This window comes from Vibrio sp. V42_P2S4T144 (assembly GCF_009904715.1).
GTDB lineage: Bacteria > Pseudomonadota > Gammaproteobacteria > Enterobacterales > Vibrionaceae > Vibrio > Vibrio alginolyticus.
The window spans coordinates 1-23,901 of the sequence record NZ_WXWS01000251.1 but is presented as its reverse complement, the minus strand read 5'-3'; the positions used below and the strand labels follow the sequence as shown (position 1 = coordinate 23,901).

Sequence of the window (23,901 nt, the reverse complement as noted above, 5' to 3'; positions counted from 1 at the left end):
CAAGCGGCGAGTACGGTTATCTCTCATTTAAACAGCGCTTACCACATCCCTCTTCTAGTCATGGGCCGTTTTCCTTTGCCTGTTGATGATCTTCCAAATTTTGTTGGTGAACTAGAGCTGCCGCTTAATTACCCACAGCTTAGTGAAGCGTTACGCCACTGCAAAGATTTTCTGGGGCGAAAAGGAGTGAATGTTGTTGCTAGTGCACGCAAAAACACGCTTTTTCGCAGCTTAGTTGGTCAAAGTAGAGGTATTCAAGAAGTTCGACACCTGATCGAGCAAGTATCAAACACGGAAGCAAACGTGTTGATCTTAGGTGAGTCCGGTACAGGTAAAGAAGTTGTTGCGCGTAACATCCACTATCACTCTTCATACCGCGATGGCGCATTTGTACCTATTAACTGTGGTGCAATACCGCCTGAGCTCCTAGAAAGCGAATTATTTGGTCACGAAAAAGGCGCGTTTACTGGTGCGTTAACTGCCCGTAAAGGTCGATTTGAGCTCGCAGACGGTGGCACTATCTTTCTTGATGAGATTGGCGATATGCCAATGTCGATGCAAGTAAAGTTGCTTCGTGTATTGCAAGAACGCTGCTTTGAACGTGTAGGTGGCAATAGTACCATCAAGGTAAATGTTCGAGTTGTGGCGGCGACACACCGTAATCTAGAAAATATGATTGAAGAAGGCACGTTCCGAGAAGACTTGTTCTATCGTCTGAACGTGTTTCCGATTGAGATGCCAGCGCTGAAAGAGCGCAAACAAGATATACCATTGCTGCTGCAAGAACTGATGACACGTTTAGAGGCGGAGGGCGGACAACCTATCTGTTTTACACCTCGTGCAATCAACTCACTGATGGAGCATAACTGGCCGGGCAACGTACGCGAGTTGGCTAATCTTGTTGAGCGAATGATTATTCTGTATCCAAATAGCTTAGTGGATGTAAACCATCTACCAACCAAATATCGCTACAGTGACATCCCAGAGTTCCAACCAGAGAGCAATCCATTTGTTTCGGTGGAAGAGCAAGAGCGTGATGTATTCCAAGATATCTTCTCTGAAGATTTTAGCTTTGAAGATCAAGACGACCTTGATCACAGCATGAACGCCCCGCAAGCGCTGCCACCGGAAGGGGTTAATTTGAAAGAGCTGCTGGCTGATTTAGAAGTTAATATGATCAGCCAAGCATTAGAAGCGCAGGGTGGCGTTGTAGCAAGAGCGGCCGACATGCTGGGTATGCGACGTACTACGCTGGTGGAAAAAATGCGTAAGTACAACTTACAGCGCTAGGTAAAGTGAAGTTTTAAGACGATATCTGAATTATCACTTGTGCTAGTTAACATCGTTTTTCTGGCATCCAAAACCGTTATCTCTGAGTGTCAACTTATTGTCGATGGATTAACGTCCTGATAAATATAAAAAAATAGCTTGGTACGCTAATTGCTTACCAAGCTATTTTAGTTTTAGCGGCGATATTTCGACAGGCAGTAATGGATAACAACACCAATCAATCCCATTTAGATTCCGTAGAGAATCAGGTTGAGCGCTACAAACAGGTGCTCGATGTGATGCCTGCTGGAGTGATTTTGCTCGATACGTACGGAGTAGTGCGTGAAGCAAATCCAGAAGCGCACCGAATTCTTGAGATTCCACTGGTTAACGAAAAATGGTTCAACGTTATCCAGGCGGTGTTTGACCCACGTGAAGATGATGGCCATGAAGTTTCATTACGTAATGGCCGTAAAGTTCGACTCGCCATCTCGGCGTCCACAACAGGTCAATTGATCCTGATTACCGATTTAACCGAAACCCGTTTACTTCAAGCTCGTGTCAGTGATTTACAGCGCTTATCGTCGTTAGGACGTATGGTTGCATCGCTTGCTCACCAAGTAAGAACGCCGCTGTCGAGCGCTATGTTATATGCATCCAATTTGGGAGCGCCAAATCTTCCTCCTGCGACAAAAGATCGCTTCCAAACCAAATTAATGGATCGACTGCACGATTTGGAAAAGCAGGTTAATGATATGCTGCTTTTTGCTAAAGGTGGCGATAATAAAGTCATTAAGCCATTTACGATTGCCCAGTTGGTAGCGGAATATCAGCCGATGGTCGAAACCGCGCTAAAAAACAACAGTATTGATTACTGCCTAGAAGTGGAAGAAGAACAAACTGAGCTACTAGGCAATGCGAACGCCATTGCATCTGCATTAAGTAATCTGGTCATGAATGCGATTCAAATGTCTGGTAAAGAATCGCAAGTCGATATTTTTTTCCGCCCGGTAAATGGTGAGTTACGCATTTCTGTGCAAGACAGCGGACCGGGTGTGCCCGAAGAACTGCAAGCCAAAATCATGGAGCCATTTTTTACCACACGTTCTCAAGGAACTGGATTAGGGTTGGCAGTTGTTCAAATGGTTTGCCGTGCCCATGACGGTCGATTGGAACTTATTTCAGAGCAGGGTGATGGAGCCTGCTTCACCATGTGCATTCCGCTAGAGCGAGTGCAAACAGAAGCGCAATAAGCGGCTTTTGGTAATAACAATTTCTGGAGAATCATAATGGCGCAAAGCAAAGTGCTGATCGTAGAAGACGATGAAGGTCTTCGTGAAGCCCTAGTCGATACTCTGGCTCTGGCAGGGTATGAGTGGTTGGAAGCGGACTGTGCTGAAGATGCACTGTTAAAGCTGAAATCGAATACGGTTGATATCGTCGTTTCTGATGTGCAAATGGCGGGTATGGGTGGCTTAGCTCTGCTCAAAAGCATCAAGCAGAATTGGCCTAACTTACCAGTATTGCTAATGACGGCGTACGCCAACATTGAAGATGCCGTGTCTGCAATGAAAGATGGCGCGATCGACTACATGGCGAAACCATTTGCACCAGAAGTGTTGCTAAATATGGTCAGTCGTTATGCACCGATAAAAAGTGATGACAACGGTGACGCTATCGTTGCTGATGAGAAAAGTCTACGTTTACTCGCGTTGGCCGATAAAGTGGCACGTACAGATGCGAATGTTATGGTGCTAGGTCCTAGTGGCTCAGGTAAAGAAGTGATGTCGCGCTATATTCACAACGCGTCAAATCGTAAAAATGGTCCTTTTGTCGCAATTAACTGTGCCGCGATTCCTGACAATATGCTCGAAGCAACACTGTTTGGCTATGAAAAGGGCGCATTTACTGGTGCTGTTCAGGCATGCCCAGGAAAGTTCGAACAAGCACAAGGTGGCACAATCTTGCTTGATGAAATCAGCGAAATGGACCTGAACCTGCAAGCGAAGTTGTTGCGTGTTTTGCAAGAGCGAGAAGTAGAGCGCCTAGGCAGTCGCAAAAGCATCAAGTTAGATGTTCGTGTGTTAGCGACGAGTAACCGTGATCTTAAGCAATACGTGTCAGAAGGAAACTTCAGAGAGGACTTATATTACCGCCTGAATGTATTCCCAATTGCGTGGCCTGCACTTAAAGAACGTAAAGGCGATATTGCACCGCTTGCCAAGCATCTTGCTGAGCGTCATTGCAGCAAAATGGGCATGCCAGTGCCTCAATTCTCGACCGTTGCGTTAGAAAAACTATTGCAATACCCTTGGCCGGGTAATGTTCGTGAATTGGATAACGTGGTTCAACGAGCGCTGATATTAAGTGAAAATGGCGACATCGATGCAGAGCACATTTTGCTTGAGGGCGTAGATTGGCAAGATGCCAATAGCTTGCAACACGTGGTGCAAAACGCAGATATGGTCGTGCCCAATGTTAAGCCAGTTGCTCAAGCTGAGAGTGTCAGCCGCCCAGTAACTGGTGGAGAAGGCTTAGGCAGCGAGCTGCGCGATCAAGAATACGCCATTATTTTGGAGACTTTGGTTGAGTGTAATGGTCGACGCAAAGAAATGGCGGAGAAACTGGGTATAAGCCCTCGAACCTTGCGCTATAAGCTTGCCAAAATGCGTGATGCTGGTATAGATATCCCGAATTAACACAGACAACGGCCATAAGACGAAAAGTGTAAGTAAATTGATTGCTAATGTCTTATGGCACGTTAATTGCTGTGTCAATAATCAGTTTTGTTAATAGTCAATCTTTTGGCTTAGAGGTGCTAATGAAAATTGATGGTATTCAGGCAGAAATGCGCGCCATGATGGTAGAAGCAACCAATACGGCTCCTACTGCAAGTGGGGCGAAAGTTGGAGCAGATTTTAACGATCTCCTAACTAAAGCCATCAATAACGTGAACACACTTCAAAAAGCATCTGGTGATTTACAAACCCGTTTTGATCGTGGTGATGCCGATGTATCCCTTTCTGACGTTATGATCGCTCGTAACAAGTCTAGTGTCGCTTTTGATGCGACGGTTCAAATTCGCAATAAACTCGTTGAGGCATATAAAGACCTCATGAACATGCCAGTGTAATTTAGGTAATAAGTGTGGCAGACAAGTCTACAGATTTAACCGTCACTGAAGGCGGCTCAGATGGTGCACTGGTAGCAAGTTCCGATGTGGATGTGGAGAGTCAAAATCCAGATCTAGAGGAGCGCAGTGCGTCAAAATTCGATATGGCAGTGGGCGACCTCGATTTACTTCGTCAGGTTGTGCTTGTGCTGTCGATCTCCATCTGTGTTGCATTGATCGTGATGCTGTTCTTTTGGGTCAAAGAACCGGAGATGCGCCCACTTGGTGCGTATGAGACCGAAGAATTGATCCCCGTTCTGGATTATCTGGACCAGCAGAAAATCAATTATAAGCTTGATGGCAATACTGTTTCTGTTGAATCGAGTGAGTACAACTCGATCAAACTTGGCATGGTTCGTTCCGGCGTTAACCAAGCTACAGAAGCAGGCGATGATATTTTGCTGCAAGACATGGGTTTTGGTGTTTCACAACGTCTCGAGCAAGAGCGTCTCAAACTCAGTCGAGAGCGCCAATTGGCTCAAGCAATTGAAGAAATGAAGCAAGTTCGCAAAGCACGAGTGTTATTGGCACTGCCAAAGCACAGCGTGTTTGTGCGTCATAACCAAGAAGCGTCTGCGTCGGTATTTTTGACATTGTCGACAGGCACGAACCTTAAGCAGCAAGAAGTGGATTCTATTGTCGACATGGTAGCGAGTGCCGTGCCGGGAATGAAAACTTCTCGAATTACCGTCACAGATCAGCATGGCCGCTTACTCAGCTCAGGCTCCCAAGATCCCGCTTCTGCGGCGCGACGCAAAGAACAAGAATTAGAACGCAGCCAAGAACAAGCGCTGCGCGAAAAAATTGATTCCGTACTATTACCGATTTTAGGTTATGGCAACTATACGGCGCAGGTTGATATACAAATGGATTTCAGTGCGGTTGAACAAACTCGCAAACGCTTTGATCCGAACACCCCTGCGACCCGCAGTGAGTACGCACTCGAAGATTACAATAACGGTAACATGGTAGCGGGTATTCCGGGTGCGTTGAGTAATCAGCCTCCAGCGGATGCCTCAATTCCGCAAGATGTGGCTCAAATGAAAGATGGTTCTGTCATGGGGCAGGGTTCAGTTCGTAAAGAGTCCACGCGTAACTTTGAGCTAGATACCACCATCAGCCACGAGCGAAAGCAGACCGGGACGGTGGCTCGTCAGACCGTTTCTGTTGCGATTAAAGACCGTCGTCAAGTTAACCCTGATACGGGTGAAGTGACTTATACCCCAATGTCCGAATCTGAAATCAATGCCATTCGCCAAGTATTAATTGGTACCGTCGGCTTTGATCAAGGTCGTGGCGATTTACTGAATGTATTGAGTGTAAAGTTTGCTGAGCCAGAGGCTGAGCAGCTAGAAGAACCACCAATTTGGGAGCACCCTAACTTCAGTGATTGGGTTCGTTGGTTCGCAAGTGCATTAGTGATTATTGTGGTTGTGTTGGTTCTGGTTCGCCCAGCAATGAAGAAATTGCTTAACCCTACCAGCGATGATGAAGACGAAATGTATGGACCAGACGGCTTGCCGATTGGTGCGGATGGTGAAACTAGCTTGATTGGCAGTGACATCGAAAGCAGCGAACTGTTCGAGTTTGGCTCAAGTATTGATTTGCCAAACCTTCATAAAGATGAAGATGTATTGAAAGCGGTTCGCGCTCTGGTTGCGAATGAACCTGAACTGGCTGCTCAAGTAGTGAAAAACTGGATGAATGACAATGGCTAACGATATCGTACCTCAAGATGATAACGCTGCGGGAATGCCAGTAGAGCTGGATGTTTCAACCATTACTGGCGAAGAAAAAGCGGCAATTTTGCTACTGAGTCTTAATGAACAAGATGCAGCTGGCATTATCCGTCACCTAGAACCAAAACAGGTTCAGCGTGTTGGTAGTGCGATGGCTCGCGCGAAGGATCTCAGCCAAGACAAGGTATCTGCTGTTCATCGTGCGTTTTTGGAGGATATCCAGAAATACACCAACATTGGTATGGGCAGCGAAGACTTTATGCGTAATGCACTGGTTGCCGCTCTTGGTGAAGACAAAGCCAACAACTTAGTTGACCAGATCCTACTTGGTACGGGCTCAAAGGGTTTGGATTCTTTGAAATGGATGGACCCACGCCAAGTGGCGAGTATTATTGTCAATGAACACCCACAGATTCAAACTATCGTACTGTCTTATTTAGAAGCAGACCAATCTGCAGAGATTTTGTCTCAGTTCCCTGAGCGCGTGCGTTTGGATCTGATGATGCGTATTGCCAACCTTGAAGAAGTTCAGCCATCAGCATTGGCAGAGCTGAACGAAATCATGGAGAAACAGTTCGCGGGTCAAGCGGGTGCACAAGCAGCCAAAATTGGCGGCCTGAAAGCAGCAGCGGAGATCATGAACTACCTAGACAACAACGTCGAAGGTTTGTTAATGGAACAAATTCGCGATCAGGACGAAGACATGGCGACGCAAATCCAAGACCTAATGTTTGTCTTCGAAAACTTAGTCGAAGTGGACGACCAAGGTATTCAGAAGTTGCTGCGTGACGTACCACAAGACGTGTTGCAAAAAGCACTCAAAGGTGCAGATGACTCGTTACGTGAGAAAGTCTTCAAGAACATGTCTAAACGTGCTGCTGATATGATGCGTGATGATATAGAAGCGATGCCGCCAGTACGAGTGGCAGATGTAGAAGCCGCTCAGAAAGAAATCTTAGCAATTGCCCGTCGAATGGCGGATGCTGGTGAGCTCATGTTGTCTGGCGGTGCTGACGAATTCTTATAATTTCTATTGCTTCGCAATTATCCTATTGCGGAGCATCCTCACTTCTTAATCGAACACACAATAGGTAACCCATGGCTGGCGATAGAAAACGTGGATTTATCCGTCCTGATGAAGATGATTCGATGATCGAACCTCAACGTTGGGGGCTGCCTGATTATGGCGAGCCTAAAGCCAAACAAGCAAAACAAACCGCGTTCAACTATGACCCGGGATGGGTGCCGAATTTTGATGAGCCTGAAGAAGAGCAGCCACTTGCGCTAACCGAAGAGCAAATTGAACTGATTAAGCAAGGTGCTTATCAAGAAGGCTTACATCAAGGTCAGGAAGCTGGCTTTAAGCAAGGTTACGACAAAGGTAAAGAAGAAGGGTTGCAAGCCGGCCATGCTGAAGGTCTCGAGCTCGGAAAAGCGGAAGGGGTAACTGCAGGGCAAGAATACATTCAGCAGCAAGTTGAAACTTTTATGAACTTGGCCAATCAGTTTGCTCAACCTTTGGAGTTGATGAATGCTCAGGTTGAAAAGCAGCTGGTGGATATGGTGCTCTGTTTAGTTAAAGAAGTGGTGCACGTTGAAGTACAAACCAACCCTCAAATTATTTTAGATACGGTGAAGCAGTCGGTCGAAGCGCTACCAATATCAGGCCACCCTATTACCTTGCACCTGAATCCAGAAGATGTCGCGATTATTCGTTCAGCTTATGGTGAAGAAGACCTTAATTGTCGCAACTGGACGTTAGTTGCTGAGCCATCGCTCAATCGAGGTGACGTCCAGATTGAAGCAGGTGAATCAAGCATTAATTATCGCATGGAAGAACGCGTCAAAAGCGTATTGCACAGCTTTTGTGGCGCAAACCGTCATCAAGAGGGTGAGTAATCCATGCAAGCACTCGCTGACCGCTTAAAAAGCTACAAAGTTGAAGGCCTTACGACGCGCCCTGTCGCCTCTGGCAAACTGGTGCGTGTGGTTGGGTTAACGTTGGAAGCAACCGGCTGTCGCGCACCAATTGGCAGTTTATGCTTAGTGGAAACCATGTCAGGTCAGATGGAAGCCGAGGTTGTCGGCTTTTCAGGTGACAACCTATTTTTAATGCCAAGCGAACAAATTACGGGCATTTTACCTGGCGCGAGAGTCACCCCTTTAACCAGTGACGCTGGTTTGCCTGTCGGCATGGAGCTACTTGGGCGCGTTATAGACGGGGTTGGGAATCCACTTGATGGACTTGGCCCTTTGTATACCGATCACCGTGCCTCTTTTAATGCCGAACCAATCAACCCATTGGCTCGAAAGCCAATTTCTGAACCGCTCGATGTTGGCCTAAAAGCTATCAATGGTTTGTTGACGGTCGGTAAAGGTCAGCGTATCGGTCTGTTTGCAGGTTCTGGTGTGGGTAAATCGGTCACGCTTGGCATGATGACGCGAGGTACTACCGCACAGGTTGTGGTCGTCGGTCTGATAGGTGAGCGTGGACGTGAAGTTAAAGAGTTCATCGAAGAGATCTTGGGTAAGGACGGTCGTCGCCGCTCAGTGGTGGTCGCGGCGCCTGCCGATGCTTCACCCCTAATGCGCTTAAAGGGGTGCCAAACGGCATTAACGATTGCTGAATACTTCCGGGATCAAGGGTTAGATGTTCTGCTATTGATGGACTCGTTGACTCGTTTTGCACAAGCACAGCGTGAAATCGCACTTTCTGTTGGTGAGCCGCCAGCGACGAAAGGTTACCCGCCTTCTGTGTTTGCCAAGCTGCCAGCGCTGGTTGAGCGAGCGGGTAATGGAAGTGCCGAACAAGGCTCGATTACGGCGTTCTTTACCGTGTTGACCGAAGGGGATGATTTGCAAGATCCGATAGCGGACGCATCGCGAGCCATTCTTGATGGCCATATTGTACTTTCTCGTGAAATGGCGGATGCAGGCCATTATCCGGCGATTGATGTCGAGAAGTCGGTGAGCCGTGTTATGCCGCAAATCACGACCGAAGAGCACGTTCTGATGTCAAAAGCGGTGCGACAGGTCTTGTCTATTTGTCGCAAGAATCAAGATTTGGTCTCGATTGGAGCGTACAAACCGGGTACCGATCCTGCTATTGATGGCGCATTTACTTTGAAACCGAAGTTAGACGAATACTTGCAGCAGAGCATGAAAGAATCGGTGCCATACGATATGTGCGTCAATATGCTTAGAAACATTTTGGGTGGGTGATAGCGCATGAATAATGCGATGGAGTTTCTACTTGAGCAAACTAAGGATCGTGAAGACCAAGCTGTGCTTGCACTGAACAAAGCGCGTTCTGAACTCGAAGATTATTACCGTCAGGTTGAACAAATTGAAAAGTATCGGCTTGATTATTGCCAGCAACTCGTCGACCGTGGTCAGGCGGGCCTAACGGCAAGTCAATATGGACACTTAAATCGATTCCTTACCCAGCTAGATGAGACTTTATCTAAGCAAAAGCAAGCAGAAAGTCATTTCAAAGAGCAGGTTGAAAACTGTAAAGAATATTGGTTAACCGTGCGTAAAGAACGCAAATCCTATGAGTGGATGATAGACAAACGCGAAGAAGAGAAACAACTTGCTGAAGCTAAGCGCGAACAAAAGCAAATGGACGAGTTTTCCACCTTACTTTACAGTCGAAAACCACATCGTTTCTAAAGGTTATTGGTTCGATATTTCATTACGGTGTTGCAGCTGACTACATCTCTACCGATTCAAGTAAGGTAACTTTGATTGAGTCTTGTTCAATTAACTCAAACACCTTCGGTCGAATCTCGCGAACCCACCACTCGTTGTATGTTTTTTCGTAGAGAGTCTGGCGTGCTTGTTCATTGTCGAACTCTCGAAGCCAAACAAAATAGTCATGTCCATCATCACCAGTGTGGACGTAAGTATTCAGTACACGCATGCCTTGTGAGCGTTGATAGGGCAACAGTTCTTCCTTCATCCAACTTAGCCACTGTTCTGTTTTGCCTGCTCTGATTCTATATTGGCGTAATTCTGTGATCTTCAAAGTGATTCCTTAATTGTTAAGCCAAGTGTCTGTTTACGCTTATCGTTTTTCAAAGTCAATCAAGTAGCTGTACATCATGTTAGGAACCAGGTTATCGGATAGTATTGTTGATGTTTGTTCCATAAACATGCCATCTATTAGCTTGCCGAGAATTGGCTCAATATTGTGGTGTGATTTTTGCATTTTAGCTGTCAGTGTCGGGTCTTTTTGACCTTAGTTTGCCGCCAGTATTGCCGCCTGCCAGCGATATACTCAGAGCCACGAGAACGAGAGTTTCTAAATGAGTGTGAATTTGTCCCATGTATCTGCGACTACCAAGACGCCAGTTTCTGATGTGTCCGCTAAAGCGTCCGCAGAGAGCACTGAGAGCAAGGGATTTTTAGAAACGTTAACCGATGCGTTTGCTGGTAAACAAAAGCCCGAAAAAGTAGCAACAGAATCGACAGTGGTTGAAGAAAAAGAAAGAGCGGATGTAGGCAGTACTTCTTCTGCTAACGTCTCGGACGAATTGTTGGCGCAAGAAAGCCAAGAATCCGTCAGTGACGAGACCCATGGTTTTGATGAAATATCAGCAAACAAACCGAATGCAACCTTAAGTGAAGAAGCAAGTTTACAAAAGGCGAGTAACAGCACACCTTTGGAGCATGATGTTGAAGCTATTGAAAAAGTGAAATCAACATCAATCGATACGAGCAACCCATCAAATACAGTGGACGTAAAAAGCACGATGGGCGAAGGACAACAGCTTCTTGGTCGAATTGAACAAGCGAATCAAACCCTGAATGCGAGTAATGCATCCATCGATAGTGGCAAAGTTTTGCCTCAGAGCGCGAATTTAGTGCATTCGTTCCACGAGCAAGCAACCGTTTCGACACACCTTGATGAGCTGGCTTTGAATGAAACGCCATCAGTTCATTCGCTTGAACAAGCACAGATGATCCCAGGACAAGACTTAGAGCCAATTTTAGATAAGAATGGTCAACCTATCGATGTCGACAAACTTTCGCCTGAGTTTGCTGCTTGGCAAGAGCTAGCGAAACAAGCCAGCCATCCGACGGCTAAGAGCGCAGTCAGTGGTGAAGTAGCTAATGATCTGTCGCCGTTGTTAACAGACGTTGATGGTTCCAACATCGACGCGCTTCCACGAGTCTCCTTGGATGAACTTGAAGTTATAGATACCAAGTTGGCGCAAGGAAAACCACTGACTCAGCAAGAAGCTCAGATCATTGAAGGGTTGAAACAAGGAACGAGCACGGCGGATATTCCTGAGCAAGACCTTGCCCAATTTGTTGCGCTCCCTAATGACATTAAACAGATTCTCGCAGAGCAACAAGTACAACATAATTTAACTCGCCAGGCTGGAGCTATGGCAGTGTCTCAGCAAATCCAACATGCAGCGGCTCAAGCCCTCCAGCCACAAGCTACTCATAGTGGAGATAAAGTCGCATTATCTCCAACGCCCGATATGTTGATAGCCGCGCAAGTGCCGACGTCGCTTCAAGGTGTGAAAGACGGAGAGATTAGCCAGAAAGTGATGAACGCAGCATTGGCGACTGGTGCGCTAAAGGCGACTGCGGATAGACAAGATAAGCCGGACCTCCAACACGGCTTCGCTGGACAGCTTCAGGCTATGGCAGGTCAGCAAGGAATTAATGTGCAGCAACAAACGCGTATTGATGCTGCACAACAAGCTCAGCTTCCGTTGCAACTAACTAAAGAGCTAGCCAACGAGCAAGTTGCGGAAAAAGTGCAAATGATGATGTCGAAGAATCTGAAAAATCTCGATATTCGTCTTGATCCACCAGAGTTAGGTCGTATGCAAATTCGTATGACCATGAATAATGACGTTGCCAATGTACATTTTACAGTGAACAACCCGCAAGCTCGTGACATTATTGAACAGACGCTCCCTCGTTTGAGAGAAATGCTAGCGCAACAAGGTATGCAGCTAGCTGATTCTTCCGTCCAACAACAAAACAGTGGGCAACAGCAAGGTAGGTATACTGCTGAACAACATGGTCAAAGCGCGCAAAGTGGCGGTTTCTCTGGACAGTCCGAAGAGGGTTTTGAATCTGATGTCAATCTGGATTTGAATGTCGCTTCAAAGCGTGATGGAATTAGTTTTTACGCATAAAAGGCCGTTTAACGGCAATGGAATATGGTTACCAAGCAACTCACTAAAACGTCTTGGTAACTCAAAAAAACAATAAGAGACAAGAATGGCAGAAGAACAGTTACAAGGGGCCGATGCGCCGAAAGGAAAAAGCAAGTTACTTATCATCATCATCGCTGTTGTAGTATTACTACTTGGTGGCGGGGCAGCGGCATTTTTTCTAATGGGCTCTGATGAACCTGCTCAGGCTGAATCGTCTCAACAGGCTCAAGTGAAGGCATCGGATGCTGCGCCCATCGCGTATGTGAATCTTCCTCAGGCATTTGTATTTAACGTTACTGGGGATAGCCGCGATAGGCTGGTTCAAATTAAAGCGCAGTTAATGGTTCGCGGTGCAGAAAATGAAGAGTTGGCGCGGTATCATTCGCCACTGATTGAAAGCTCTATGCTATCAACGTTTGCTTCCGCGACGGTTGATCAATTGCGCTCTCCTACAGGACGAGTGGAATTGCGCGATCGTGCTTCCGAAGATATCAAAGCAGCGCTGAATGCTGCGGTCGGTAAGCCAGTGATTGAAAAAGTACTGTTTACAGATTTTGTTATTCAATAGGTAAAACGTGACCGATCTATTAAGCCAAGACGAAATTGATGCGCTATTGCATGGGGTTGACGATGTTGATGACGTCGATGAACCGATAGAAAACGACACTGAGGGTGCCGTCAATTTTGATTTCTCGTCGCAAGACAGAATCGTACGTGGTCGAATGCCGACGCTCGAACTTATCAACGAGCGCTTTGCACGGCACATGCGTATTAGTCTGTTTAATATGCTGCGTAAAACGGCAGAGGTGTCGATCAATGGCGTGCAGATGATGAAGTTTGGTGAGTACCAGAACACATTGTACGTGCCAACCAGTTTGAACATGGTGCGTTTTCGTCCGTTAAAAGGCACTGCGTTGATCACCATGGAGGCTCGTTTAGTCTTTATTCTGGTAGAAAACTTCTTTGGCGGTGATGGTCGATTCCACGCCAAAATAGAAGGCCGCGAATTTACCCCAACGGAACGCCGCATCATTCAGTTGTTACTGAAAATTGTATTTGAAGACTATAAAGAAGCGTGGTCGCCCGTGATGGGGGTAGAGTTCGAATATCTCGACTCTGAAGTAAACCCAAGCATGGCAAACATTGTCAGCCCGACAGAAGTGATTGTCGTGAGTTCCTTCCATATAGAAGTTGACGGCGGTGGCGGCGATTTTCATGTCGTTATGCCTTACTCCATGGTTGAGCCTATCCGTGAACTATTGGACGCAGGTGTTCAGTCTGACAAGATGGAAACGGACGTTCGCTGGAGCTCAGCACTACGTGAAGAGATCATGGATTGTCCGGTTAACTTCCGCGTGAACTTGCTCGAAAAAGACATTTCTTTGCGTGATCTCATGGAGCTGCAACCGGGCGATATCATCCCGATTGAAATGCCAGAACATGCGACGATGTTTGTAGAAGACCTACCGACCTATCGCGTAAAAATGGGTCGTTCGGAAGATAAATTAGCGGTGCAAATTTCTGAGGAAATTGAGCGCCCACATGTCGTCAAAACAGATTTAGCTTTCTTAGGTAAAGACATCATGTCCGAGCTTGAGAGTGAAGACGATATAGACGATATAGACCATTAAGATACCTTATTAAACAGATATGCTATGGCATGAGTAAGGCGTAACACAGGATAGAAAAATGGAACCAAGTGACGATCAAAAGCTAGCAGACGAATGGGCAGCCGCTCTTGGCGAAGACCCGTCTGCCCCTTCTGTAGACGTAGATGAAGTATTGGCTGCGCCACTGGAAGAGCTAAAAGACACTTCAAGCCCAATTAGCGAAGATGAGCGTCGTAAACTCGACACTATTATGGATATCCCGGTGACGATTTCGATGGAAGTCGGTCGTTCTCAAATTAGCATTCGGAACCTGTTGCAGCTTAACCAAGGTTCGGTTGTTGAGTTGGATCGTCTAGCCGGTGAGTCGCTCGACGTATTGGTTAACGGTACTTTGATTGCTCACGGCGAAGTCGTGGTCGTCAACGATAAGTTTGGTATCCGTTTGACGGATGTGATCAGCCAAACTGAACGAATTAAGAAGCTGCGTTAAGATGAGTCGTTCAATCAAAATGCGATTGAAGCAAATCACTGGAGCACTGAGCTTAATGCTAAGTGCTCCTTATGCATTTGCTGCCGCACCAAATAATCTGGATCTTGCGACGACACTTGGCTCGCTTGTGCTTGTAATCGGCGTGATTCTTTTGCTGGCTTGGTTGCTGAAACGTATGCAAGTGCCAGCGATGGGACAACAAAAGGGCTTGCGTATAGTGAGTCAGTTGCCAGTGGGTACAAAAGAAAGAATCGCAGTAGTTCAAGTGGGTGAAGAACAGTTTTTGGTTGGGATTACTAGCCAATCGATCCAAACTTTAGCCAAGTTAGATAAGCCACTGAAAGAGGAAGAGTTGGCGACCAATGCTTTTGCGACTCAATTTAGCCAGCTGATCAAAAAACATGACAAAGGGTAATCCAATTCGTTTGCTCCTGAGTACGTTGTTACTTTTTGTCGGCGTGCTGTTTTCTTCATTTACCTTTGCTGAGGCAGAGGAGTCAGCGCTGCCAGATAACTTAGCCGATGGAAGTAGTGTTACAGTTCAGGCTATGCAAAGTGATACTGGTGCTAGCCGTGCTATGTCCGTTTCTAGTGGCGGTGGTATTCCAGCATTCACCATGACCACGAACCCTGATGGCAGTGAAGACTACTCGGTTACACTACAAATTTTAGCGTTAATGACCATGCTTGGCTTCTTGCCTGCCATGGTGATTCTGATGACCTCGTTCACTCGAATTGTGGTGGTGATGTCGATATTGCGTCAGGCAATGGGTTTGCAACAAACGCCTTCTAATCAGGTTATTATTGGTATTGCGCTGTTTTTGACCTTTTTTGTTATGTCTCCTGTCCTGAACGAAATCAACGACAAAGCTGTTCAGCCTTATTTGAACGAGCAAGTTACGGCGCGAGAAGCGTTTGATGCTGCACAAGCGCCAATGAAAGCATTTATGCTTAAGCAGACCCGAATCAAAGATTTGGAGACGTTCGTAACCATGTCAGGAGAGCAAGTCGAGAATCCAGAAGATGTGTCGATGGCGGTGTTGATTCCGGCTTTTATCACCTCAGAGCTAAAAACTGCATTCCAAATTGGCTTTATGCTCTTCTTGCCGTTTTTGATTATTGACCTTGTAGTCGCTTCGGTACTGATGGCAATGGGTATGATGATGTTGTCACCAATGATTGTTTCGTTGCCGTTCAAGTTGATGTTGTTCGTATTGGTCGATGGTTGGAACTTGATACTCTCGACACTTGCGGGCAGCTTTGCCCTTTAGATAAGCGCAGATAGAGGATAAGACATGACACCAGAAATGTTTGTCGAGCTTTTCCGTGAAGCACTTTGGATGGTGCTTATCATGGTCTGCGCTATTATCATCCCAAGCTTGCTTATCGGCCTTGTAGTCGCGATTTTTCAAGCTGCGACATCCATCAACGAACAAACATTGAGCTTCTTACCGCGTTTGATTGTCACGCTTTTGGCCCTGATGCTGTTTGGGCATTGGATGACGCAAATGTTGATGGAATATTTCTATGGCTTGATTGAACGCTTACCTCAGGTGCTTTATTAGAGGCGCCTATGGAGTACCCCACTAGCGTTGTCTTAGATTGGATCGCAAACTACTTCTGGCCCTATGTTCGTATCTCATCCATGTTGATGGTGATGACAGTAACCGGGGCCCGATTTGTTTCGCCAAGAATCCGCCTTTACCTCGGTTTAGCCATCACTTTCGCTGTCATGCCAGCCATCCCCGCCGTACCTCAAGACATTGAGCTACTCTCGTTTCGTGGCTTCATGACCATTGCCGAGCAAATGATCATCGGCATAGCGATGGGTATGGTTACTCAATTTATGATTCAAACCTTTGTCCTACTTGGTCAAATATTGGGTATGCAATCAAGTTTGGGCTTTGCTTCTATGGTTGATCCCGCAAATGGTCAGAACACGCCATTGCTTGGCCAGTTATTCATGTTCTTAACGACAATGTTTTTCCTTGCCACCGATGGACACTTAAAAATGCTGCAATTGGTGGTGTTCAGTTTTAAAACTTTGCCGATTGGCTCCGGCTCGCTCAACGCGGTTGATTTCCGTGAAATGGCAGGCTGGCTTGGTATTATGTTCCAAACGGCATTGAGTATGTCTCTATCCGGCATTATTGCACTACTGACCATTAACTTGTCGTTTGGTGTAATGACCCGTGCCGCACCACAGCTGAATATCTTCTCGCTTGGTTTTGCTTTTGCTTTGATGGTGGGTCTATTACTTTGTTGGTACATACTGGCTGGTCTATACAGTCATTATGAAATGTTCTGGACAGTGGGTGAGGCGCAGATTTGTCGGCTTATTCGCTTGGAGTGCTAAGATTTGGCAGAATCAGACGGTCAGGAACGCACCGAAGAAGCCACGCCCCGACGGTTACAACAAGCCAGAGAAAAGGGGCAGGTCGCTCGATCTAAAGAGCTCGCATCAGCATCTGTGCTGATCGTTGGCGCCATTTCATTGATGTGGTTTGGAGAGGCGTTAGCACGTTCATTGTTTTCCATCATGAGCCGTTTATTTGATCTTCAACGAGAAGAGATTTTCGATACTGCAAAACTGTTTGATATCGCTTTGGGCGCGATGAGTGATTTGTTGTTCCCACTATTTTTGGTGTTAGCGACATTGTTTACCGCCGCCATGATTGGAGCAGCAGGTGTGGGAGGAATCAGTTTTTCTGCCCAAGCAGCCATGCCCAAGCTGTCGAAAATGAATCCGCTTAGCGGCTTAAAGCGAATGGTTGGAATGCAAAGCTGGGTAGAGTTGATCAAATCAATCCTTAAAGTGGTTCTGGTCACCGGTGTCGCCATCTATTTGATCCAAGCATCGCAGGCCGATCTGATTCAATTGAGCATGGATGTGTATCCGCAAAACATCTTCCATGCTTTAGATATTTTGCTGAACTTTATTTTGCTGATCAGTTGCTCGCTATTGATTGTGGTTGCCATCGATATTCCATTTCAAATCTGGCAGCACGCTGATCAGTTAAAAATGACCAAGCAAGAAGTCAAAGACGAATACAAAGAGACTGAAGGTAAGCCGGAAGTGAAAGGCCGTATTCGTATGTTGCAAAGGGAAGCGGCTCAACGTCGAATGATGGCGGATGTTCCTCAAGCTGATGTTATTGTTACTAACCCAGAGCACTTCTCGGTAGCGCTTCGTTATAAACAGAAGACAGACCGTGCGCCAGTCGTGATCGCTAAAGGTACTGACCACATGGCGATGAAGATTCGAGAAGTCGCCCGCGAACATGACATTACGATTGTGCCCGCACCACCTTTGGCTCGTGCGTTGTACCACACGACAGAGCTCGAGCAAGAGATCCCCGATGGGTTATTTACTGCCGTCGCTCAGGTTTTGGCATTTGTATTCCAATTGAAGCAATACCGAAAACGAGGTGGACAGCGCCCGAAAATTCAAGATTATGATTTGCCAATCCCGCCCGAGCACCGTCATTGATACGAAAAGCGGTAAAGCCTTAAACAAGCTCGTTTGATCAAAAGCTAAGCTCTATTTGAGTGTTTAGTCATTATTTTGGCGCTAATTATGGTACATAGATTGCTTAAAACGCTTTAATTATCAACCCTACCTAAACTTTTAGGCTAAAGCGGTCGCGTATTAATAGTAAGAGCTTACGTGACGCTTCAATCGATTGAGATCTCTCGCAGTATGAAGTTAAGCCTGCCGTTTGCAGATAAATTGCCACGAATCCCTCAACGTGAAATGCCAGCTATTGGTGCTCCGGTGATGGTTTTGGCCACCCTAGCGATGGTGGTACTGCCGATTCCAGCATTTTTGCTGGATATGTTCTTCACCTTTAACATCGCGCTGTCGATGGTGGTGTTGTTAGTGACCGTTTACACACGTCGCCCTTTGGACTTCGCTGCTTTTCCAACGGTATTGCTGATCGCCACGTTGCTCCGCTTGGCTTTGAACGTTGCCTCGACTCGTGTCGTCTTACTGCATGGTCATGAAGGCGGTAATGCGGCAGGTAACGTAATTGAGGCGTTCGGTAACGTCGTTATTGGTGGTAACTACGCGGTCGGCCTAGTGGTTTTCCTCATCTTAATGATCATCAACTTTATGGTGGTGACCAAAGGTGCGGGTCGTATCTCTGAGGTAAGTGCTCGCTTTACGCTTGATGCGTTGCCGGGTAAGCAAATGGCGATTGATGCCGACTTGAATGCCGGATTGATAGACCAAGAGCAGGCAAGAGTTCGTCGTTTTGAGGTGACCAAAGAAGCGGATTTCTATGGCTCGATGGATGGTGCCTCGAAGTTCGTAAAAGGTGACGCGATTGCCGGTATTTTGATTCTGTTTATCAACATCGTCGGCGGTCTGTCGATCGGTATGGCGCAGTATGGATTGGGTTTCGGTGAAGCGATTGAAATCTATACCTTACTGACAATCGGAGATGGTTTGGTCGCACAAATCCCATCGCTATTGCTGTCGATTGCAGCGGCAATGATGGTGACGCGCCAAAACACCGATGAAGACATGGGGGAACAACTGGTCTTCCAGATGTTCGACAACCCAAAAGCGCTGATGATTACTGCGGCTATTCTTGGTGTGATGGGCATCGTACCGGGCATGCCACACTTTGCGTTTTTGAGCCTGGCAGTCGCGGCCGGTGCAGCGGCATATTTCATCGACAAACGGCAGAAGCAGAAAGCGAAAGAGCCCGCTTTACCAGCAACAGCAGACGAAGGTACAGAACCTTCCTCACAGCGCGAACTGTCTTGGGATGACGTCCAGCCAGTCGATATTATTGGCTTGGAAGTCGGTTATCGCTTAATCCCTTTGGTGGACAGAGACCAAGGTGGGGAACTGCTAGAGCGCGTAAAAGGCGTGCGTAAAAAGTTATCGCAAGATTTTGGGTTCCTAATTCCAGCGGTTCATATTCGTGACAATCTTGAGCTGACCCCAAACAGTTACCGAATTACATTGATGGGGGTTGCGGTGGGCGAAGCAGAGATTCGTCCGGATCAAGAGCTAGCGATTAACCCAGGTCAGGTGTATGGCATGATTGATGGTGAGCCAACCATTGACCCTGCTTTTGGACTGGAAGCCGTATGGATCCGAGAAGATCAGCGTGAGCACGCGCAGGCTCTGGGTTATACGGTTGTTGATTCATCAACGGTATTAGCGACGCACCTAAGCCAGCTATTGACCAACAACGCATCACAGCTAATTGGTCATGAAGAAGTAGAGAATTTATTAGAAATGTTGGGACGCAGCGCGCCTAAGTTAGTCGAGAACTTCGTTCCTGACCAATTACCATTAGGTGTGGTGGTGAAAGTCCTACAAAACTTGTTAAACGAGGCCATTCCAATCCGCGATATTCGCACGATTGTTCAAACTTTGGCTGAGTACTCAAGTAAGAGTCAAGAAGCTGACATATTGACGGCAGCAGTTCGAATTAGTCTTAAACGTCTAATTGTTCAAGAAATCAATGGTATAGAGCCTGAGTTACCAGTGATTACTTTGATACCTGAACTGGAACAAATATTGCATCAAACTATGCAAGCATCAGGAGGCGAATCCGCGGGGATTGAACCGGGACTCGCTGAGCGATTGCAGTCTTCACTAAGCCAAGCGACACAGGAACAAGAACTGAAAGGCGAACCTGCCGTTCTGCTTACTTCTGGTGTATTACGCTCGACGTTGGCTAAATTTGTGAAGAACACAATACCTAATCTCCGGGTACTGTCTTACCAAGAAATCCCGGATGAAAAACAGATCAGAATTGTGCAAGCCGTGGGTAACTGATCTCACGCATCATTAATGGATTCATAGTTTGAAAATAAAGCGATTTTTTGCCAAAGACATGAGAACGGCGCTGCTCCAAGTGAAAGAGGAGTTAGGCGCGGAAGCGGTGATCATGTCAAACAAGAAAGTGGCTGGTGGAGTAGCGATTGTTGCGGCGATAGATAGTGAATCTAATCCGCCTCAAGCAAGCGCAGCGTCACAGCAAAATCGCGGTGCTTCTCAATCGAATCGCTATAACGAACATCGTCAAATGTCATCGTCTTCTGCTGATCGTTACCAAGATCGTCATTTAGATGAAGATAAAATTAGCCTGAACAGTAATAACAGTAACAATGAAAAAACAGGCTCAATGACGCAGCGATTCGCTAATATGCTTAAGCAATATAGCGGTGGTGCAGCAGATGCTGACGATCACGTAGCGGAAAATGAAGATTCGCTCTCTGCTTTGCTGCAACGCCAAAATAAGCATCGCGACGGCTACAACCAAGAAAAGCCAGCGCCATATCAACCAGATTCACCTTTGGCGAAGCTAATCGCACAGGACAATCGATTTGAACGTCCGACGCCCAAGCTGGACCCGACGCGCTATGACCGACGTCGCCCAAGTGATGAGCGTGACGAATCGGCCGATGAGCTAGAAAGCATGCGCGAAGAGATGACGTCAATTCGTCGTCTGTTGGAGCACCAAGTTTCTGGCCTGATGTGGCAAGAAGTAGAACGCCGTGAGCCGCTAAGAGCGATGCTGATTAAGCGCTTAGAGCGAATGGGCGTTTCTCCGGAGTTAGCAGACCAGATGGCCTGTTATATCCCGGAAGATACAAAGCCAGCGCGAGCGTGGAAAGCGTTATTGTCGCTGGTGGCGGATCAAATCAATATTCCTAAACAGGACATTTTAAAACGTGGTGGCGTAGTCGCATTGTTGGGTCCGACGGGGGTTGGGAAAACAACAACCGTAGCGAAACTCGCAGCACGCGCAGCCATGGAATACGGTGCCGACAATGTGGCCCTTGTGACAACAGATACATATCGCATAGGTGCACATGAGCAACTCTCAATTTACGGAAGAATTATGGGTTGTCCCGTAAGAGTTGCTAAAGATTCTAACGAGTTAGCCGATGTTATATATCAGCTAAGAAACAGAAGACTGATTTTGGTCGATACGGCAGGGATGGGGCAACGAGATGTGAGGCTTTCCGAGCAGCTCGACACTCTAATGCAAGAGAGCGGGGAAGTGATTCACAGCTACCTTGTTTTGCCGGCTACCGCACAACGTCGTGTTCTACAAGAAACGCTGGATCACTTCCGACGTATACCACTTTCGGGTTGTATTATGACGAAGCTTGATGAGTCATTAAGCCTAGGCGAATTCATCAGTGTAGTGATTCAAAACGCAATGCCAGTAGCTTACATCGCTAATGGTCAGCGCGTACCAGAAGACATTGTGATAGCGCAACCAAAATATATGCTTGCGAAAGCAAATGAACTGTTAGAGAAGTCGACAGAGAACGAACCTCACTTTTGGAACAGTGACAGTGAAGGACTCTAAGGCGGCGGACTACTATGACTGAGAATATGATACACGATCAAGCAAGCGGCCTCCGTCGCTTAACACAACCATCGTTGACCAAAGTGATTGCTGTTACTGGCGGCAAAGGTGGTGTGGGGAAATCAAACGTAACACTGGGTCTGGCGATTTGTATGGCTCGCCAAGGCAAGAAGGTGATGGTTCTCGACGCTGATTTAGGTCTGGCCAATGTGGACGTGATGCTCGGAATTCGTGCAAAACGTAATCTAGGACATGTCTTAGCGGGTGAATGTGAGCTAAAAGATGCGATTGTCGAAGGGCCTTATGGTATAAAGATAATTCCTGCAACTTCTGGCACACAGAGCATGACAGAGCTTTCTCACGCTCAGCATGCCGGACTCATCCGAGCATTTGGTAGTCTTGAAGACGAAATGGATGTCCTGCTGATTGATACCGCTGCTGGTATCTCTGACATGGTAATCAGTTTTTCGCGAGCAGCTCAAGATGTGGTTGTAGTTGTGTGTGATGAACCGACGTCAATCACAGATGCCTATGCATTAATCAAGCTGTTGAGTAAAGAACACCAAGTTCAACGCTTTAAAGTTGTAGCAAATATGGTCAGAAGCTACCGTGAAGGGCGAGAATTGTTTGCAAAGTTGACACTAGTCACAGAGCGATTCTTGAATGTTAGCCTTGAACTCGTAGCATGTATTCCATTAGATGATAAAGTACGACAGGCTGTAAAAAGACAAAAAATTGTCGTTGATGCGTTCCCACGCTCGCCTGCCGCTTTAGCTATCAGCTCACTAGCAAACAAAGCGTTGACGTGGCCACTACCGAAAACACCAAGTGGACACTTGGAATTTTTTGTGGAAAGGTTGCTAAATCGTACCGAATTCGCAGAGGACCCTTTTGGTGAATAAAGCGATAACCTATGACCAACATGGCAAATTTAATAGCCAGCAGGCGTTCATTGAACGTTATTCAGTGTTGGTTAAGCGCATTGCTCACCACCTACTAGGCCGTTTACCGCCGAGTGTTCAGGTAGAGGATTTAATTCAGGCCGGCATGATCGGTCTTATCGAAGCTCAGCAGAATTATGATGGTTCTAAAGGTGCGAGCTTTGAAACTTATGCAGGTATCCGTATTCGTGGCGCAATGTTAGATGACATGCGTAAAGGCGATTGGGTACCGCGTTCTGTTCATAAAAATAATCGAGAGATTAACCAAGCGATTGCGGAGCTGGAAGGCGAATTAAATCGAGATCCTACTGATTCTGAAGTAGCCACGCATCTCGGTATGACACTGGATCAATATCATAGTGCTCTTACCGATATCAACTGCTCAAAATTAGTCGGTATTGAAGATTTAGGCGTTTCTGATGATGTGATTTCACCGGCGGATGAAACCGATGACAGCAACCCATTCAAAGGGGTAGTTGATGAATCATTTCGAAAAGCACTGGTTGAATCAATAAAACAGCTTCCAGAGCGTGAAGCTTTGGTTCTTTCGCTTTATTATGATGAAGAACTCAATTTGAAAGAAATTGGCGATGTGTTAGGCGTAAGCGAATCTCGCGTAAGTCAAATACTGAGTCAAGCGATGCAACGTTTACGTACCAAGCTCAGTGCGTGGACACAAAATGACTAAAAACACTGATTTTACGATTCAGTGGAGGCAATTTTGAATAAAAACATGAAGATCCTTATTGTTGATGATTTCTCAACAATGCGCCGTATTGTTAAAAACCTGCTTCGTGACTTGGGTTTCAATAACACTCAAGAAGCGGACGATGGTTTAACCGCATTACCAATGCTGAAAAAAGGTGACTTCGATTTTGTTGTAACTGACTGGAACATGCCAGGTATGCAAGGCATCGATTTGCTTAAACACATCCGCGCGGATGCAGAACTTAAGCATCTGCCAGTTCTAATGATCACGGCTGAAGCGAAGCGTGAGCAGATCATTGAAGCTGCTCAAGCAGGTGTAAACGGCTACATTGTTAAGCCATTTACTGCTGCAACATTAAAAGAAAAATTAGATAAAATTTTCGAGCGTTTATAACTCTCTCTTTCTCTTTGTTATTCGAGTCATTCATACCAATTATTAAATAC

The 23,901-nt window shown here is 46.4% G+C and carries 24 protein-coding genes; 23 read left to right on the top strand and 1 reads right to left on the bottom strand.

Translation table 11 applies throughout. The features are described from left to right. From CAG68_RS08785 to fliJ, 9 genes are all read left to right on the top strand, one after another. Positions 1–1,290, top strand: a 1,290-nt coding sequence (locus tag CAG68_RS08785) for a sigma 54-interacting transcriptional regulator (RefSeq protein WP_161441013.1), incomplete at its 5' end; no start/stop codon positions are given. 200 nt (positions 1,291–1,490) lie between these two features. Further along, complete coding sequence (locus CAG68_RS08780; RefSeq protein ID WP_005380459.1) at positions 1,491–2,522, top strand: sensor histidine kinase; 1,032 nt, start codon at positions 1,491–1,493, stop codon at positions 2,520–2,522. A 36-nt stretch (positions 2,523–2,558) separates the two neighbouring features. Beyond that, positions 2,559–3,968: a sigma-54-dependent transcriptional regulator gene (locus CAG68_RS08775; RefSeq protein WP_005394318.1), complete on the top strand. Its 1,410-nt coding sequence runs from the start codon at positions 2,559–2,561 to the stop codon at positions 3,966–3,968. A gap of 122 nt (positions 3,969–4,090) precedes the next feature. Further along, on the top strand, positions 4,091–4,402 hold the full coding sequence (gene fliE, locus CAG68_RS08770; protein ID WP_005384482.1) for a flagellar hook-basal body complex protein FliE: 312 nt from the start codon (positions 4,091–4,093) through the stop codon (positions 4,400–4,402). A 14-nt stretch (positions 4,403–4,416) separates the two neighbouring features. After that, positions 4,417–6,159, top strand: a complete 1,743-nt coding sequence (fliF, locus tag CAG68_RS08765; protein ID WP_005380462.1) for a flagellar basal-body MS-ring/collar protein FliF — start codon at positions 4,417–4,419, stop codon at positions 6,157–6,159. Then, a complete protein-coding gene (gene fliG / locus CAG68_RS08760; RefSeq protein WP_005380470.1) occupies positions 6,152–7,207 on the top strand; it encodes a flagellar motor switch protein FliG in 1,056 nt (351 codons plus the stop codon). The genes fliF and fliG overlap by 8 nt, the downstream gene beginning before the upstream one ends. Before the next feature lie 71 nt (positions 7,208–7,278). After that, entirely contained in the window at positions 7,279–8,079 is an 801-nt protein-coding gene (fliH, locus tag CAG68_RS08755) for a flagellar assembly protein FliH (protein ID WP_005394317.1), read from the top strand. 3 nt (positions 8,080–8,082) lie between these two features. Then, complete coding sequence (gene fliI / locus CAG68_RS08750; RefSeq protein WP_086046955.1) at positions 8,083–9,402, top strand: flagellar protein export ATPase FliI; 1,320 nt, start codon at positions 8,083–8,085, stop codon at positions 9,400–9,402. A 6-nt stretch (positions 9,403–9,408) separates the two neighbouring features. Next, complete coding sequence (gene fliJ / locus CAG68_RS08745) at positions 9,409–9,852, top strand: flagellar export protein FliJ (protein WP_054730214.1); 444 nt, start codon at positions 9,409–9,411, stop codon at positions 9,850–9,852. Between the two features lie 40 nt (positions 9,853–9,892). Here fliJ and CAG68_RS08740 read toward each other — a convergent pair whose 3' ends face one another. Beyond that, entirely contained in the window at positions 9,893–10,207 is a 315-nt protein-coding gene (locus tag CAG68_RS08740) for an NIPSNAP family protein (RefSeq protein ID WP_054575509.1), read from the bottom strand. Between the two features lie 280 nt (positions 10,208–10,487). On the opposite strand from CAG68_RS08740, the gene CAG68_RS08735 reads away from it, so the two are divergent. The 14 genes from CAG68_RS08735 (at position 10,488) to cheY (ending at position 23,851) form a co-directional block, all read left to right on the top strand. Continuing rightward, the gene (locus CAG68_RS08735) at positions 10,488–12,341 is read left to right on the top strand and encodes a flagellar hook-length control protein FliK (protein ID WP_086046954.1); all 1,854 of its coding nucleotides are present in this window, start codon (positions 10,488–10,490) and stop codon (positions 12,339–12,341) included. A gap of 85 nt (positions 12,342–12,426) precedes the next feature. After that, positions 12,427–12,930 (top strand): flagellar basal body-associated protein FliL, encoded by a 504-nt coding sequence (gene fliL, locus CAG68_RS08730; RefSeq protein ID WP_005380477.1) that lies wholly within the window; start codon positions 12,427–12,429, stop codon positions 12,928–12,930. Between the two features lie 7 nt (positions 12,931–12,937). Beyond that, complete coding sequence (gene fliM, locus CAG68_RS08725) at positions 12,938–13,993, top strand: flagellar motor switch protein FliM (protein ID WP_161441012.1); 1,056 nt, start codon at positions 12,938–12,940, stop codon at positions 13,991–13,993. 58 nt (positions 13,994–14,051) lie between these two features. Beyond that, positions 14,052–14,462 carry a flagellar motor switch protein FliN gene (fliN, locus tag CAG68_RS08720; RefSeq protein ID WP_005380479.1) on the top strand — a complete coding sequence of 137 codons (411 nt, stop codon included), beginning with the start codon at positions 14,052–14,054 and terminating at the stop codon, positions 14,460–14,462. Position 14,463: 1 nt separating this feature from the next. After that, positions 14,464–14,877 (top strand): flagellar biosynthetic protein FliO, encoded by a 414-nt coding sequence (fliO, locus tag CAG68_RS08715; protein WP_005380480.1) that lies wholly within the window; start codon positions 14,464–14,466, stop codon positions 14,875–14,877. Next, positions 14,864–15,733, top strand: coding sequence for a flagellar type III secretion system pore protein FliP (gene fliP / locus CAG68_RS08710; RefSeq protein WP_005380487.1), 870 nt, complete (start codon positions 14,864–14,866; stop codon positions 15,731–15,733). Before fliO ends, fliP begins: the two co-directional genes overlap by 14 nt. A gap of 24 nt (positions 15,734–15,757) precedes the next feature. Continuing rightward, positions 15,758–16,027: a flagellar biosynthesis protein FliQ gene (gene fliQ / locus CAG68_RS08705; RefSeq protein WP_005380488.1), complete on the top strand. Its 270-nt coding sequence runs from the start codon at positions 15,758–15,760 to the stop codon at positions 16,025–16,027. Between the two features lie 8 nt (positions 16,028–16,035). Then, a complete protein-coding gene (gene fliR, locus CAG68_RS08700) occupies positions 16,036–16,818 on the top strand; it encodes a flagellar biosynthetic protein FliR (RefSeq protein WP_005384463.1) in 783 nt (260 codons plus the stop codon). Between the two features lie 3 nt (positions 16,819–16,821). Further along, positions 16,822–17,952 carry a flagellar biosynthesis protein FlhB gene (flhB, locus tag CAG68_RS08695; RefSeq protein WP_005380490.1) on the top strand — a complete coding sequence of 377 codons (1,131 nt, stop codon included), beginning with the start codon at positions 16,822–16,824 and terminating at the stop codon, positions 17,950–17,952. 210 nt (positions 17,953–18,162) lie between these two features. Continuing rightward, entirely contained in the window at positions 18,163–20,262 is a 2,100-nt protein-coding gene (gene flhA, locus CAG68_RS08690; protein WP_025998722.1) for a flagellar biosynthesis protein FlhA, read from the top strand. Positions 20,263–20,290: 28 nt separating this feature from the next. Further along, positions 20,291–21,808 carry a flagellar biosynthesis protein FlhF gene (flhF, locus tag CAG68_RS08685; protein ID WP_017635950.1) on the top strand — a complete coding sequence of 506 codons (1,518 nt, stop codon included), beginning with the start codon at positions 20,291–20,293 and terminating at the stop codon, positions 21,806–21,808. A gap of 14 nt (positions 21,809–21,822) precedes the next feature. Beyond that, positions 21,823–22,710: a MinD/ParA family protein gene (locus CAG68_RS08680; RefSeq protein WP_005380498.1), complete on the top strand. Its 888-nt coding sequence runs from the start codon at positions 21,823–21,825 to the stop codon at positions 22,708–22,710. Continuing rightward, a complete protein-coding gene (locus tag CAG68_RS08675; protein ID WP_005380499.1) occupies positions 22,703–23,437 on the top strand; it encodes an RNA polymerase sigma factor FliA in 735 nt (244 codons plus the stop codon). Before CAG68_RS08680 ends, CAG68_RS08675 begins: the two co-directional genes overlap by 8 nt. Before the next feature lie 45 nt (positions 23,438–23,482). Continuing rightward, positions 23,483–23,851, top strand: a complete 369-nt coding sequence (gene cheY, locus CAG68_RS08670; RefSeq protein WP_017635949.1) for a chemotaxis response regulator CheY — start codon at positions 23,483–23,485, stop codon at positions 23,849–23,851. The last annotated feature ends 50 nt before the right edge of the window (positions 23,852–23,901 follow it).

Coding starts and splice junctions, on each gene's coding strand:
- CAG68_RS08780 (WP_005380459.1), top strand. CDS start 1,491: ATGGATAACAACACCAATCAATCCCATTTAGATTCCGTAGAGAATCAG.
- CAG68_RS08775 (WP_005394318.1), top strand. CDS start 2,559: ATGGCGCAAAGCAAAGTGCTGATCGTAGAAGACGATGAAGGTCTTCGT.
- fliE (WP_005384482.1), top strand. CDS start 4,091: ATGAAAATTGATGGTATTCAGGCAGAAATGCGCGCCATGATGGTAGAA.
- fliG (WP_005380470.1), top strand. CDS start 6,152: ATGGCTAACGATATCGTACCTCAAGATGATAACGCTGCGGGAATGCCA.
- fliH (WP_005394317.1), top strand. CDS start 7,279: ATGGCTGGCGATAGAAAACGTGGATTTATCCGTCCTGATGAAGATGAT.
- fliI (WP_086046955.1), top strand. CDS start 8,083: ATGCAAGCACTCGCTGACCGCTTAAAAAGCTACAAAGTTGAAGGCCTT.
- fliJ (WP_054730214.1), top strand. CDS start 9,409: ATGAATAATGCGATGGAGTTTCTACTTGAGCAAACTAAGGATCGTGAA.
- CAG68_RS08735 (WP_086046954.1), top strand. CDS start 10,488: ATGAGTGTGAATTTGTCCCATGTATCTGCGACTACCAAGACGCCAGTT.
- fliL (WP_005380477.1), top strand. CDS start 12,427: ATGGCAGAAGAACAGTTACAAGGGGCCGATGCGCCGAAAGGAAAAAGC.
- fliN (WP_005380479.1), top strand. CDS start 14,052: ATGGAACCAAGTGACGATCAAAAGCTAGCAGACGAATGGGCAGCCGCT.
- fliO (WP_005380480.1), top strand. CDS start 14,464: ATGAGTCGTTCAATCAAAATGCGATTGAAGCAAATCACTGGAGCACTG.
- fliP (WP_005380487.1), top strand. CDS start 14,864: ATGACAAAGGGTAATCCAATTCGTTTGCTCCTGAGTACGTTGTTACTT.
- fliQ (WP_005380488.1), top strand. CDS start 15,758: ATGACACCAGAAATGTTTGTCGAGCTTTTCCGTGAAGCACTTTGGATG.
- fliR (WP_005384463.1), top strand. CDS start 16,036: ATGGAGTACCCCACTAGCGTTGTCTTAGATTGGATCGCAAACTACTTC.
- flhA (WP_025998722.1), top strand. CDS start 18,163: ATGAAGTTAAGCCTGCCGTTTGCAGATAAATTGCCACGAATCCCTCAA.
- CAG68_RS08680 (WP_005380498.1), top strand. CDS start 21,823: ATGACTGAGAATATGATACACGATCAAGCAAGCGGCCTCCGTCGCTTA.
- cheY (WP_017635949.1), top strand. CDS start 23,483: ATGAAGATCCTTATTGTTGATGATTTCTCAACAATGCGCCGTATTGTT.